This is a genomic window from Xanthomonas campestris pv. badrii, assembly GCF_012848175.1.
GTDB classification, from domain to species: Bacteria; Pseudomonadota; Gammaproteobacteria; order Xanthomonadales; family Xanthomonadaceae; genus Xanthomonas; species Xanthomonas campestris_C.
On record NZ_CP051651.1, the window covers coordinates 2,296,675 to 2,309,375 of the forward strand.

Annotated in this window: 12 protein-coding genes and 1 tRNA gene; 9 read left to right on the forward strand and 4 right to left on the reverse strand. The window is 62.5% G+C overall.

From position 1 onward, the window contains the following. Positions 1-7: 7 nt before the first annotated feature. Complete coding sequence (ligD, locus tag HG421_RS09735; protein ID WP_169706219.1) at positions 8-2,590, reverse strand: DNA ligase D; 2,583 nt, start codon at positions 2,588-2,590, stop codon at positions 8-10. A gap of 383 nt (positions 2,591-2,973) precedes the next feature. Here ligD and HG421_RS09740 point away from each other — a divergent pair, with 383 nt between their 5' ends. The 4 genes from HG421_RS09740 (at position 2,974) to HG421_RS09755 (ending at position 5,910) form a co-directional block, all read left to right on the forward strand. Continuing rightward, the gene (locus HG421_RS09740; protein WP_003485983.1) at positions 2,974-3,375 is read left to right on the forward strand and encodes an H-NS family nucleoid-associated regulatory protein; all 402 of its coding nucleotides are present in this window, start codon (positions 2,974-2,976) and stop codon (positions 3,373-3,375) included. Positions 3,376-3,462: 87 nt separating this feature from the next. Further along, positions 3,463-3,538: transfer RNA gene (locus HG421_RS09745), tRNA-Ala, on the forward strand. A gap of 173 nt (positions 3,539-3,711) precedes the next feature. Beyond that, the gene (locus HG421_RS09750; RefSeq protein WP_169706220.1) at positions 3,712-4,926 is read left to right on the forward strand and encodes a tyrosine-type recombinase/integrase; all 1,215 of its coding nucleotides are present in this window, start codon (positions 3,712-3,714) and stop codon (positions 4,924-4,926) included. Between the two features lie 12 nt (positions 4,927-4,938). After that, entirely contained in the window at positions 4,939-5,910 is a 972-nt protein-coding gene (locus tag HG421_RS09755) for a hypothetical protein (RefSeq protein ID WP_169706221.1), read from the forward strand. Positions 5,911-6,196: 286 nt separating this feature from the next. On the opposite strand, the gene yecR is transcribed toward HG421_RS09755, so the two are convergent. Next, on the reverse strand, positions 6,197-6,520 hold the full coding sequence (yecR, locus tag HG421_RS09760) for a YecR family lipoprotein (protein WP_065628148.1): 324 nt from the start codon (positions 6,518-6,520) through the stop codon (positions 6,197-6,199). A gap of 183 nt (positions 6,521-6,703) precedes the next feature. Between yecR and HG421_RS09765 the strand changes: the two genes are divergently transcribed. The 5 genes from HG421_RS09765 (at position 6,704) to HG421_RS09785 (ending at position 10,160) form a co-directional block, all read left to right on the forward strand. Continuing rightward, complete coding sequence (locus tag HG421_RS09765) at positions 6,704-6,916, forward strand: helix-turn-helix domain-containing protein (protein ID WP_228507970.1); 213 nt, start codon at positions 6,704-6,706, stop codon at positions 6,914-6,916. Positions 6,917-7,090: 174 nt separating this feature from the next. After that, positions 7,091-8,002, forward strand: coding sequence for a ParB N-terminal domain-containing protein (locus tag HG421_RS09770; protein ID WP_169706222.1), 912 nt, complete (start codon positions 7,091-7,093; stop codon positions 8,000-8,002). A gap of 207 nt (positions 8,003-8,209) precedes the next feature. Then, positions 8,210-8,443 (forward strand): helix-turn-helix transcriptional regulator, encoded by a 234-nt coding sequence (locus HG421_RS09775; protein WP_230079423.1) that lies wholly within the window; start codon positions 8,210-8,212, stop codon positions 8,441-8,443. Between the two features lie 273 nt (positions 8,444-8,716). Beyond that, the gene (locus HG421_RS09780; RefSeq protein ID WP_169706223.1) at positions 8,717-8,893 is read left to right on the forward strand and encodes a hypothetical protein; all 177 of its coding nucleotides are present in this window, start codon (positions 8,717-8,719) and stop codon (positions 8,891-8,893) included. A gap of 193 nt (positions 8,894-9,086) precedes the next feature. After that, positions 9,087-10,160 carry a GGDEF domain-containing protein gene (locus HG421_RS09785; RefSeq protein ID WP_169706224.1) on the forward strand — a complete coding sequence of 358 codons (1,074 nt, stop codon included), beginning with the start codon at positions 9,087-9,089 and terminating at the stop codon, positions 10,158-10,160. Between the two features lie 189 nt (positions 10,161-10,349). Here the strand turns inward: HG421_RS09785 and HG421_RS09790 are convergent, their stop codons facing one another. Together HG421_RS09790 and HG421_RS09795 are read right to left on the reverse strand one after the other, a co-directional pair. Then, on the reverse strand, positions 10,350-10,859 hold the full coding sequence (locus tag HG421_RS09790) for a chemotaxis protein CheW (protein WP_169706225.1): 510 nt from the start codon (positions 10,857-10,859) through the stop codon (positions 10,350-10,352). Between the two features lie 11 nt (positions 10,860-10,870). Beyond that, on the reverse strand, positions 10,871-12,529 hold the full coding sequence (locus HG421_RS09795) for a methyl-accepting chemotaxis protein (protein ID WP_169706226.1): 1,659 nt from the start codon (positions 12,527-12,529) through the stop codon (positions 10,871-10,873). Positions 12,530-12,701: the final 172 nt, after the last annotated feature.

Genomic DNA, 12,701 nt, shown 5'->3' on the forward strand with positions numbered 1-12,701 from the left:
ACGCCTGCTACTCCTTGGCCCCCCAACGCGCAAGGTTCTGCCGGATGCGATCGATCTCCGCCCACGGGTCCTTGCGTCTGCGCCGCAATTTGTCCGGTACCTCGCGCAAGGTGAAGACATCGGCGCGGTGCAGCTTGGAAAGCTCCGACCACGCCAGCGGCATCGCCACCGGGGCGCCCGGACGGCCACGTAGCGAATACGACGCCACCGCGGTGGCGCCGCGTCCATTGCGCAGATAGTCGATGAAGATGCGCTTGTTGCGCAGGCGCTTGCTGGCAGTGGCAACGAAGCGCTCCGGCTCCGATTGCGCCAGCGCATCGGCAAAGCCCTTGGCAAAGCGCCGGGTCAGGTCCCACTCGCAGCCGGGGTTCAGGGGCACCACCACGTGCAATCCCTTGCCGCCGGATACGCGCAGGAACGCTTCAAGTTCCAGCCGCGCCAGCAGTTTGCGGATATCGGTGGCCGCGCGTTTGACCTCCGCGAACGGCACGTCCGGGCCGGGGTCCAGATCGAACACCACCCGGTCGGCAACGTCCGGACGTGCCGCGTGCGCGCCCCAGGGATGGAACTCCAGGGCATTGAATTGCACCAGCTCCAGCAAGCCCGGTGCATTCTGCACCACCAGATACTCGGCAGTGCTGCCGGTCTCCTCCTTCAGCTTCACCGTGCTGACACGTTCGAGCCCGGCGGTGTGGTGCTTCTGGAAGAAACAGGGTTTTTCTGCGCCATTGGGGCAGCGAATGATCGACAGCGGACGCCCGGCAATCTGCGGCAGCAGGTGCTCCATGACTGCCTGGTAGTACTCCCAGACCTCGCCCTTGGTGGCGCGAATGTCCGGGTAAATGAGTTTGTTCGGACTGGAGAGCGTCGCTGGCCGGATGGAAGCTGGTTTGCCCTCAGTTGCCGGCTGCGCTGCGGACGCTGCCGCCGTCCTGGCGGTGCGCCGTGAGCCACGTGCGGTGGGCGCTTGCGCATCGACCCGTGCTGCGCCGGCGGTGTCGGGATCGGTCAGATCGGCGATGCGCTTGTCTGCTCGCAAAGCCTTGAAGGACGCCTGGCGCAACAGCTGCTGCCCGCCGATACCGCGATAGACCACCTCCACCACGAACCGCGGCGCAAACCAGCTGGCGCCGCGCAAATCGGTGTCGTCGGTGGGCACATGTACGGTGGGCGTGCGGCCGCCACCTTCCAGCTGCGGCATCAGCTCGCGCATCAGCGCATCGGAAAACCCCGTCCCCACACGGCCGACATATAACCAGCCATGTACCGGATCGGGCGTGGCCAGCAGCAGCGACCCGAACCCGCGACGGCTGCCCTTGGGCGCGGTATAGCCCACCACCGCATAGTCCTGGCTCGCCAACTGCTTGGTCTTGCGCCAATCCTCGCTACGGCCGGGGTGATACGGCCGGTCTGCCCGTTTGGACACGATGCCTTCGAAATGCTGCTCGCCAGCCACGCGAAACGCCTGCTGCCCATCGCCTTCCACATGCGCGCTATAGGCCAGGTGCGTTGTCGATGCCTCCGCCAGCAGCTGCTGCAACAAGTGCTTGCGCGCGCGCAACGGCGCCTGGCTGATGTCCACTCCATCCAGATGCAGCAGGTCGAATACTGCCAGCGCCAGCGGCATCTGGCGCTCGCCCGCCAGGGTGGCCTGTAGCAGATTGAAATCCTGCTTGGTGCCACGCCCGGCGATCAGCTCGCCATCCAGCTGCGCCGAGCGCAGGCCCAGCGACTGGATCGCATCGCGGATCTCCGGCACCTTGTCGGTCCATTCCAGCGCGTTGCGCGACCACAGCCGCACCTGGCCATCGCTCACCGTCGCCAGGATGCGGTAGCCGTCCCATTTGATCTCGTGCAGCCACTGCTCACCACCGGGTGGGGCCTGGCCCAACCTGGCCAGTTGTGGCGCAAACGGCGCGTCCTGCATCTGCTCGGTGCGCGCGTTCGCCAATGCCAGGGCCTGCTTCGACCATGACGTGCGCCTGCCCCTGCGCGGCGGCGGCACGCTGGCCAGCGCCTTGCGCTGCGCCTTGCCGGCGCCGGCGCGGCGCACATCCTCGGCCGGTGCTTCGGCCACATCGGCGAGCAGATCGTCGGTCTCCAGGGTGCCGGCATACGCATCGTCGTCCTTGAACAGCAGCCACTGCGGCTGGCGTGCCGGCTTGCCGGAGCGCACCAGATGCCAACCTCCCTTGAGCTTGCTGCCGAATAGCTCGAAGCGCAGATGCCCCTTGGCCAGTTGCGCCTCGGCATCGCCATCGGTGGCCCAGACCCCGTGGTCGAACCGCGCCACATGGCCGCCACCGTATTCGCCCTTGGGAATCTCGCCCTCGAAACCGGCGTAGTCCACCGGGTGGTCCTCCACCTCCACTGCCATGCGCTTGACCTTGGGGTCGTAACTCGGCCCCTTGGGCACCGCCCAGCTCTTTAGCGCATCGCCAACCTGCAGGCGAAAGTCGTAGTGCCGGCGGCTGGCATGGTGCAGCTGCACCACGAAGATCGCGCGCTGGCCGGCCGGCAGGGCCTTGCCCGGCTCCGGCTCGCGGGTCTTGTCGAAGCGGCGCTTGCGGCGGTAGTCGCTCAGGCTCATCGGCCACGGCCAGGCGCAGCGAGCAAGCGCGGCGCGATTGCTTTCGCAGCGAGAAGCGGCCGCATCCACCTGCCCATGGCCATCGCGCAGTGCCCATGTCGCCGGCTAGCATCGACAGCGCTGCAAGCGGGATCTGCGCGCCTGGAGCCGCGCCGATCGACATCCATCGCACATTTGCGTCTATTCATGGTCGGGTTCGCCGGTGCAGGCGTGTAAGCTGGGCATGCATGCAGCGACAATGCGAAAGCGGCCGAGCAGAGCCTGTGAAGAGCTGCCATCCTGTCGTGCATCCCTTTACCGGCAGCGGCCGCCCCCGGGCCGCATGTCATAATGGCGCGCGCCCAAGGGCGGCGTCTCCACTCTTATTCCGAGGCCATACCTCTGTGAGCAATACCTCTTCGAAACTGGATTCCATCGCGCAAGCCAAGGCCAAACTGCTGGACGAGCTGCAGAAGCTGGAAGAACAGGAGAAAACCGAGCGCGCCAGCGAGGCATCCTCGGCGCATGCCACCATCGTGTCGCTGCTCGAACAGTTTGCCGGTCACTTCAATACCAAGCAGCGCAACGATATTGCCGCGTACCTGGGCACCACCGCTGCGCGCAAGGAAGTGGTCAAGAGCGGCCGCAGCGAAGTCAAGCCCAAGTACGAACTGCCGCACACCGGCGAAACCTGGTCCGGCCGCGGCCGCACCCCCAAGGCCTTTGCCGCATGGGAAGGTTCGGTGTCGTACAAGGAATGGAAGGCCAAGAACCCGGACCTCAAGTTCCCGCTGGTTCGCGAGTAATGCCTGTACGACCGTGCCGCTCGGCACGGTCGGCTGCGGTCCTTCGCTTGGCGAACCGCGCGGCATTTGGTTAGAATCCAAGCACGTGGGGCGGTAGCTCAGCTGGGAGAGCGTCGCGTTCGCATCGCGAAGGTCGAGGGTTCGATCCCCTTCCGCTCCACCATCTTTCCGTCCTAGACGGTGCAAACGAGGCCAGAAAACCCTGCAACAGAAGGCTTTCCGGCCTTTTTTGTTTCCGACGCAGTCTAGCCGAGACCACACAAATCCGGCGGTAGCTGGCGGTAATTTTGGCGGTAGCTGGGGCATCCCCTACCCTGTTACCGTCAAGGAGCTACCATGCCTCTCACCGATACCACCATCCGCAGGACGAAGTGTCTCGCAACGCCTCAGAAGCTGCGCGACGGCAACGGCCTGTATCTGCTACTACGACCCGACGGCGCACGCTGGTGGCGCTACGACTACCGCCGCCCGGTCACCGGCAAGCGCAACACTCTGTCATTCGGCACCTACCCCGAAGTGAGCCTCGCAGATGCGCGGGAGAAGCTGGCGGAAGCGCGTCGGCTGCTCGCGGCCAAGGTGGACCCCGGCGAACAGCGGAAAGCCGTCAAGGCCGCTGGGGAGGCCGCCGCAGCGAACAGCTTCGAGGTCATCGCCCGAGAGTGGTTCGCCAAGCAGCAGAAGGATTGGAGTACCCAGTACGCGGACAAGATCATCCGCCGCTTGCAGAGCGACATCTTTCCCTGGATCGGCAGCAGCCCCATCGCAGCCATTACCGCCCCGGAACTGCTGAAGCACTTGGAGCGGATCGAACAGCGAGGCGCCATCGAGACTGCTCATCGAGCCTTGCAGACCTGCGGCGCAGTCTTTCGGTACGCAGTGCGTACTGGCCGGGCCGAAGCCGATCCGACAGGTGCATTGAAAGGAGCGCTGACTCCCTGGCGATCCATGCCGTTCGCTGCTGCCACCACATCGGAGGAAGCTACGGGCGTGCTGCGGAAGATTGACATCAGCACCAGTCGGCCAGTGGTCAGGAGTGCCCTGCGACTGGCACCGTTGCTGTTCGCCAGACCCGGCGAGCTTGTCCGCATGAGGTGGGCGGAACTGGACCTCGACGCCGGACAGTGGCGCTACTTCGTGACCAAGACCAAGCGCACCCACATCGCCGCCCTTTCGACTCAGGCTGTGGAAATCCTGCGCGACCTATACCCTCTTACCGGACGCGGCGAGTTCGTTTTCCCTGGTGGGCGGGACCCTCGCAAGCACATGTCGGGAAATGCCATCCTCGTAGCCGCCCGCCGCTGCGGCATTGAGAAGGATGAAAGTACCATCCATGGCTTCAGGCACATGGCAAGTACGCTGCTAAACGAAATGGGGGGCTGGACGCCGGATGCCATTGAGTCGGCGCTAACCCATAAGATGCCAGGAGTTCGCGGCATTTATAATCAAGCGCAATATTTGGACGAGCGTCGAAAGATGATGCAAGCATGGAGTGATTACATACAGACACTCAGACTCGGAAGTGCGCCGCTCTTATTCAACGGAACCGCTTAAGGAGTTGCGAAGATGCAGCAACCGATAAACTTGAACCAATCACTCTATATGCGCTGGTATGAGGAATATAGGGAGCGCCGCTACCTTGAGGAGCAAAGCGATGAGGTAGTAGCTCAGCGTGCCCGCGACCTCATATCGAACATACTGACCCTGGAATCTAACGGAAAAATAGGTTGCGTCCAAGGCAGCGTGCAATCAGGCAATTTTCTGTGGTGCCTCTTCTCTCACCTTCTTGAAGAATCACGCCTCAGAACAGCGTCGTATCAAGGCCTATTCATTAAATGCGGAATCAAAGAGACCTTAGCCCCGAAGCCGACCGCACCTGATAGTCCCGCATCAGAGGCAATCTTGTCTCTTTTTAAAGAAAAGCCAAAGCATCGCTATCTCTTTAAGTTTGGCGAAAGGAAATGGATGCAGGAGTTGGTAGACGAAGGAAAACTCCGAGTATCCCCCGCCTCCTTTTACAACGATGATTCTTTAGCTCCAGCGATCGCAGATGACGAGCTTTCTTACGACCTGGCTGGAGATGCCTTTGATGAGGAGATACTTTCTCTTGATCCATTCAAGACTAGGCTCATTGACTCCTTTGGCCCTGTAACACCGAGGCCGCAAAAAGTCGTCATGCAGACGAATTACTATGCATGGTGCGCAAGCTTTGGCATGAGCCTACGTCTATTCGACGACTTCAATGCTGATTCGTTAGTGGTAATCCGCGATGTAGGCGAATACTCACGGAGGCTGATACAGGCCCTTCGTCCTCATCTTGGTGGCTGGCGATTCGTTCCATGCGTAGTTCATTACTTCGATCCTTTTCATCCCTCAAAAAAGACGAAGAGCGTTTTTGCCTGCAAGCATTTCAAGTACCTCTATCAGGAGGAGTTTCGCTATGTATTTATCCCTACAAGCCCAATAAAGACCCTGCCTCCAATTCACTTAAATCTTGGCCCACTAAAGGACATTGCCGAACTTATCCACAGGAGCTAGCACTCCATAGGCGCACCCGCCCACAGCCGTCATCTGTATCATTTTAAATTTCAATGCGTCGAAGAAATCCTCACGATTGCAAAGGCTATAAGTGCTGCCACGAGAAGACCCATAACCAACTGCACCACAACCAAGTGCCAGGGCTTTTTGCCCAACCTCAATGTCAGCCTACTGGAAAGGGTGCTAATTGCACCAAGTGCAAACATGATAAGTGGGAGTGCAAGCAGTGTTCCCATGATTGACCTCGAAAAATCTGGCGACCCGTGTAGGTTTCGGCGCAACAAGATTAATTACCTGGATTGCCGATGCACTGGAATTCAATCGTCACGCGCCTTGATCCGCAGTTTCCGAAGCCTCGGCGTGACAAACACTCGGCACTCTGCGATCCGAACGGCTCCGCTCCCTTATAGCCCCAGTTTTTGCACTTCTGCTCGGCAAGCTGCACGGCCTGCTGCTCGCTCATGTCGGGGCGCTGGAACTCATTGCGCTCATACGAAAGCGCTACCACGCCATCCGCGCGACTGGCTTTGGTCACAAGCCAATCTGCATGAGTAGCACACGCACTGAGAAGAAGCGCGGCCCCGGCAACGCTGCAAAACTTCAACTTCATCGTTGGTCACCTTGTTCTGGACTTGTTGCACTGAGCGGGCGCTCCGCGCTCAATCGAATGATAGGCCCATCTCGCCCTTAATGTCACTCATAGAGGGTGAACTCATAGGGCGTGGCCCGATAAAGGGCGCATCGGCATCGTTCTTCAATGCTGGAGGAAGCGATGCCCACCGATCCGCGCGCCATGTTCGGACTGCGACTAGCCGAAGTTAGAAGAGCCCGAGGACTTTCCCAAGAACGCCTCGCACTAGAGAGCGGGCTCGCACGCAGCTACCTGGGTGGCGTCGAGCGCGGGCAACGCAACATCGCGCTCCTGAACATCTACCGCCTTGCTGATGCTTTGGGCGTTCCTCCAGCCTCACTACTGGAGCCTCCATCTCAGGAAAAGTCAACCTAAGAGCCCTTGCCCAGCTCCGTTAACCACCTGATTTTTAAAGGAAGCTCATTTCGGTACCCCTATAGGACACAACGCTGTCCTAGACGCGCTTGACTTCGGCACACGGAACAGACTCATCGGCATGATGCCGACTAAGTTATGCGCGTCTCCCGCGACTCGAATAGGAGGCCAGCAATGAACTATGACGCCGCACTTGAGCGATTCAGGTGCACCCCTCAACAGCATCTACTTATCAGCTATGTTCGGCTCGCTGACGCTTTGCAGCCCAGAGTGACCCGCATAGTTCCAATTCGCGACAAGGGCCGGATCGAGCAGGGCCGCGAGCAGCACATCGCCACCCTTCGATTAGCGCTAGAAGTATCGGAACAGACACAACTTGACCCTGTGTGGATAGCGGATATCGGGCACGCAGAGTCTGTGGCCCCCGGCTTGTACCTCGTAGACGGACACCATCGCCTAACTGCCTATAGACAGGCTGGTCGAGACACAATTCCCGCGAGCATCTTGCCGATGGACTGGCATGCGGCCGTCGCCGTCTCGAAGCTGGTGAACTGCACTGGCAGATCACTCGCCCTCCACAAAGAACAATGCCGAGATGCCGCTTGGCAGCACCTTGCAATCCTGACGCAACGAGGCGCCAACGAGCTTCCAAAGGGCGAATCGTTACGCTCTATCGCAGGCCGATTCGGCATCAGCAAGAACACCGTCGGCAGCATGGTGACTTATCTGCCCCGCGTGGTCCCAACGGAGTTCAATTCACTGTCGATTGACCCCGGCACTGGCTGGCCGAGGTGGCGATACGTGCGGGAAGCCAACAGCCCATGGCAGACAAGCTTGCCCAGTACCGAGCAGCAGCAGTTAGACCGGGATGCGGAGAAGGTCGCGCGCAGTATCGTCAAGCTGGTGGATGGCTCATCCCCAGCCGTGCGCGCCAGAGCGCTTGAGATGCTGGCGAACGACGAGGTGAATGCCACAGATCAACTCGCATCGGTGGATCTTCTTGCTCACTTCAGCCCACCACCATGCCGCCCTGTCCCAATTGGGACACCCGCTGTCCCAGCGCAACCGGCACATCTGGACAACTGACAGCCCCAGCCTGATTTGACCGCTCTGCCGGCGGGAGAAGAAACAAGATTTTCGCTGCAAAATTTCGCGGTAGTCACTTCAACCATCCAAGGCCCAGCCGCCCCCATGCCGCCCCCTCCGGGGAAAGCTGCCCAACGGCAGGCGCCACACCAACCCAAAGGCTCGCTGCAACCTCATGCAGCGGGCCTTTCTCATTTCAAGGAAGCCATGACGACTCAACCACAGACGACACTGCCGTATCACTTCATGCGCTTGCCCGAGGTCATCGCGACCGTCGGCGTCAGCAAGTCCACGCTCTATGCCTGGGCCGCTGCGGGCAAGTTCCCGAAGCCCGTACAATTCCCCGGTGGCAACATTGCCGCTTGGGTCTCCACCGAAGTGGCCGCATGGATGAGTGCAGCGGTAGACGCACGCAATGGTACGCAGAGCCTAGCCGCATGAGCTTGGCGGTAACTATGGCGGTAACAGCACTCACTGCACCGGAAATACCCATTGCATTACAATCACTTGCAGGTATTATTCGGGAGCCTTCCGCCCACCGCATAAAGCAAAAAGCCTCGAACGTCCGCGTTCGGGGCTTTTTGCTGTGGCCCGAGCGGCTCTACGACGAACGTTACCGCGAGGGCCTTCACCGCGCGACCGCGCCCACGCCATGGCGCCGGGATCACATCGTGCGCGCTACCGTGGCTGCAACCATTACGCAGGACCGCAGCCATGAGCAAGCATCCACGCCAGCCCGACGACGTCGCCGACGATGCCAACGGCGTTTCCGAAAGCCGCGAATCGCGCAAGCAGGACGACACCGCCAAACAGCGCCCCGGCCAGGACGACCTGAAGGTGCACGACGAGCACAGCCGCCGCCCCAAGAGGCAACACGGTCAGGGCGAGTAACCGCCGAATTCTCTGGCCTGATTGCGGACGCGACCGCATCGGCAGCGCCCACGCTGTGGCAAGATCGGGTCAGGCGTCGGGCACAGGGGTGGCCGATGCGCAGCTTCCATCGTTCGGAACGAACGCTCCGGCGTTGCGTTGATGGATGCATCTTATTGACGGCGCCGCCGGCGCACTGCTTCGAAGGTCCTGCATGCAGATTCCAGACGCGCCTGCGCTGAACCTGGTCCACGCCAGCCTGCTGCCGGGCGACTTCGCCGCCCATCCGGGTGCGCGGCAGCCGGCCAACGAGGACGAGCGCCTGGCCGCACTGCATGAGTACCAGCTGCTGGATACTCCGCCCGAGCCGGGCTACGACGCATTCACCGCCACTGCCGCAGCCACCTGCCGCACGCCGATGGCGCTGATCTCTCTGGTGGATACACAGCGGCAATGGTTCAAGTCCCGCGTGGGCATGCAGCCGAGCGAGACGCCGCGCACGCTCTCGTTCTGCGCGCACGCAATCCTGCAGCCGGACCAGTTGATGGAGGTCACCGATACCCATCTGGACCCGCGCTTTGTCGACAATGCCTTGGTGACCGGCGAGCCGCAGATCCGCTTTTATGCCGGTGCGCCACTGCTCACCTCCGACGGCATCGCGCTGGGCACCTTGTGCGTGCTGGACCGCGCGCCGCGGCGTCTGTCCGGCGCAGAGCGCGATGCATTGCGGTCGCTGGCCCGCCAGGTGGTCGACACCATCCAATTGCGGCGTGCAGCCAAACTGGTCGAACTGGATGCGCTACGCGATGCAGGTACCGGCCTGTGGAATCACGCCGGGCTGGAGCGCGCCTTGCAGGCGATGGCACCGACGTCGGGTCAGGCAATGAGCGTGGCGCTGATCGACCTGGATGGCTTCAAACGGCAGCGTTTGCACGCCGGTGCCGCAGCTGCGGAGGCGACCCTGATCCAGGTCGCCGGCGTGATCGAGTCCCGCCTGCCGCAGGACACCATCGTCGCGCGGCTGAGTGGCGACCGGCTGTGCGCGGCGCTGCCGGTGACCCCGGCGGCTGGCGCACTTGGCGCAATCGACGGGATTCGCCAGGCCATCGAGCAGGCGCAGTGGCCTGGCGACGCGTTGACCATCAGCGCAGGGCTGGTGGAAGCGGCCCCGGACGATGCGTTAGAGACGAACGCGCTGCTGGCACGCGCACGGCATGCCTTGCAGCTGGCGATTATGGCTGGGCGCAACCGCGTGCAGCGCTTCACCGGATGGCAGCTGCACGACTGAGCAACGCGACGTGCAGGCGTGTCGTGGTGATCTGCCGTTGCGTCGAGTCACCGGTCTTGCTTCAGAGGCCGGCTCGGTTGATCGCAGCGTCGCCTTCGCCAGCGCACTCAGCGCGTGCTGACCATGCAGACGCAGCCCCTTCGCGATGGTGTTCATCGCGCACAGATCCATCGAGATGGTGAGCGGTGTTCAAGCCGCCAGCACCTCGGCGCTGCCGGCGATTTCCTCCACCTGCAGCACCTGCTCCATGTCCAGCAGCACCACGAAGCGTTCGCCCACCTTGCCCATGCCGCGCAGCAGATCGCGGCGGATATGCGTTCCGAACGCCGGCGCCGCTTCGATATCCTGGTCGGCCAGTTCGATCACCGCGTTGACGGCGTCCACCAGCACGCCGATCACCTGGGTGCCCTGGGCCTGCTCGGTGGACAGGATCACGATGCAGCTACGCTTGTTGATGGCGCTGTCGGCGCGTCCCAGCCGCGCCTGCAGGTCCACCACCGGCACCACCGCACCGCGCAGGTTGATCACCCCGCGCACGCAGGCCGGCATCGATGGCACCGGCGTCGGGGTGCGGTACTGGATGATTTCGCGAATGCCGAGAATGCTGGTGGCAAACGTTTCGCCATCGAGCTGAAAGGTCAGGTACTGGGCGGCCGCATCGGCATCGCCTGGCATTGCATCGGAAGTCTGTGCAGTCATCGATCGATCTCTCAGAAGCGAGCGAACTGGCCTTCGTCCGGGCCCTCGGACATCGCATAGGCCGGCGCCGCGCTGCTGCGCCAGCCGCGCGCAGCAGCGGCGCGTACCGGGCGTGCGGCGACCTGCTTGCCGCGCTTGGGCGGCGTGGTCGCCGGCCCCTGCCCGCCCAGGCGGAAGAACGCCATGCTCTGCTGCAGCTGCTCGGCCTGCGCGCTCATTTCCTCGGCGGTGGCAGCCAGTTCTTCGGAGGCACTGGCGTTCTGCTGGGTGGTCTGGCTCAACTGCACCACCGCCGAATTGATCTGGCTGACACCGGACGATTGTTCTTCGGAGGCGGCAGAGATTTCCTGCACCAGATCCGAGGTGCGCTTGATGCTGGGCACGATGGTGTCCAGCAGGCGTCCGGCGCGATCGGCCAGTTCCACGCTGGAGCTGGCCACCTCGCCGATCTCCTGCGCCGCGACCTGGCTGCGTTCGGCCAGCTTGCGTACTTCGGCGGCCACCACCGCAAAGCCCTTGCCATGTTCGCCGGCACGCGCCGCTTCGATGGCGGCATTGAGCGCGAGCAGATTGGTCTGATACGCGATGTCGTCGATGATGCCGATCTTCTGCGCGATCTGCTTCATCGCCTGGGTGGTGGCCACCACCGCTTCGCCGCCTTCGATGGTTTCCTTGGCGGCCTGGGTGGCCATGCCGTCGGTGATGCGTGCGTTTTCGGTGTTCTGGCTGATCGAGGCGGTCATCTGCTCCAGCGACGCGCTGGTTTCCTCCACCCCGGCCGCCTGTTCGCTGGCCGCCTGCGACAGCGACTGTGCGGTGGCGCTGACTTCTTCGGAGGCGCTGGCCAGGGTCTCGGCGCTGGTATTGACCTCGCCCACCACCTGCGACAACTTCTGCACCATGGTGCGCATCGCTTCGAGCAGCTGCGCGGTTTCGTCGCGGCCATGCACATCGATCTGCATGGTCAGGTCGCCTTCGGACAGCCCATTGGCCACCGAGACGGCGCGCCGGATCGGGCCGGTGACGCTGCGGCTGATCACCACGCCCAGGATGGCGCCGAGCAGCACGCCACTGCAGATGATGGCGATCAACAGCCTGGAGCTGCGCGCATGGATGGCGCCGGTTTCGGCGTTGGCCGAGGCCGCGCTGCGCTCGCGCAGGCCGCTCAGGTCGGTCATCAGGGTATCCACTTCGTCCGAGCTGGCGCGCACCGCACGCGAAAGCGCGGCGAGCTCGGGGTTGGCTTCGCGCAGCGCTTCGCGGTTGGCCGCTTCGATGAAACGGCCACGCTCGTCCAGGTAGGTCTGCCAGGCGCGATCGAACTGCGCCAGTTTGTTCCTGCCTTCCTCGGTCCGGAAGCTGTCGCGCGCACGCGCCATGTGGTCGACCACCTTGGCGGTGTATTTGTCGATGTTCTGCACATGCGACTGGCGCTCTTCCGCGCTGCTGGCCAGCAACAGGTTGGCGCGCGCGCGGCCGGCGTAGATCAGGTTGATGTTGGCCTCCTTGACGTTGGACAGGCCCAGCAATTCGCGCTCGTACAGCGAGGTCGACAGGTCGCTGATGCGGCCGGAGTTGGAATAGCCCACCCACCCGATGCATGCGCCGATCGCCGAAACGATCAGGAACGCCACGATCAGCCTGGTTCCGATTTTGAAGTTGCCTAACATTGGGGAGTTCTCGTGAGATTGATGCGTGGGCCACAGGCGCTGCAGTGACGACCGACGGTGCTGCGCGTGCCGGTGGCGGCGATGCGGCTGGTCTGACCGATCGCTGATAGCTATCGGCGATGGCGAAACGCGCTTGAGACGTCGCCGCCGTTAAACGGCTATTCATCCAGAC

Excerpts from the sequence above, each read along its gene's own strand:
- HG421_RS09795 (WP_169706226.1), bottom strand. The coding sequence starts at position 12,529 with ATGTTAGGCAACTTCAAAATCGGAACCAGGCTGATCGTGGCGTTCCTG.
- yecR (WP_065628148.1), bottom strand. The coding sequence starts at position 6,520 with ATGAAGTTGAAGTTTTGCAGCGTTGCCGGGGCCGCGCTTCTTCTCAGT.
- HG421_RS09755 (WP_169706221.1), top strand. The coding sequence starts at position 4,939 with ATGCAGCAACCGATAAACTTGAACCAATCACTCTATATGCGCTGGTAT.
- HG421_RS09785 (WP_169706224.1), top strand. The coding sequence starts at position 9,087 with ATGCAGATTCCAGACGCGCCTGCGCTGAACCTGGTCCACGCCAGCCTG.
- ligD (WP_169706219.1), bottom strand. The coding sequence starts at position 2,590 with ATGAGCCTGAGCGACTACCGCCGCAAGCGCCGCTTCGACAAGACCCGC.
- HG421_RS09790 (WP_169706225.1), bottom strand. The coding sequence starts at position 10,859 with ATGACTGCACAGACTTCCGATGCAATGCCAGGCGATGCCGATGCGGCC.
- HG421_RS09750 (WP_169706220.1), top strand. The coding sequence starts at position 3,712 with ATGCCTCTCACCGATACCACCATCCGCAGGACGAAGTGTCTCGCAACG.
- HG421_RS09765 (WP_228507970.1), top strand. The coding sequence starts at position 6,704 with ATGTTCGGACTGCGACTAGCCGAAGTTAGAAGAGCCCGAGGACTTTCC.
- HG421_RS09775 (WP_230079423.1), top strand. The coding sequence starts at position 8,210 with ATGACGACTCAACCACAGACGACACTGCCGTATCACTTCATGCGCTTG.
- HG421_RS09780 (WP_169706223.1), top strand. The coding sequence starts at position 8,717 with ATGAGCAAGCATCCACGCCAGCCCGACGACGTCGCCGACGATGCCAAC.
- HG421_RS09770 (WP_169706222.1), top strand. The coding sequence starts at position 7,091 with ATGAACTATGACGCCGCACTTGAGCGATTCAGGTGCACCCCTCAACAG.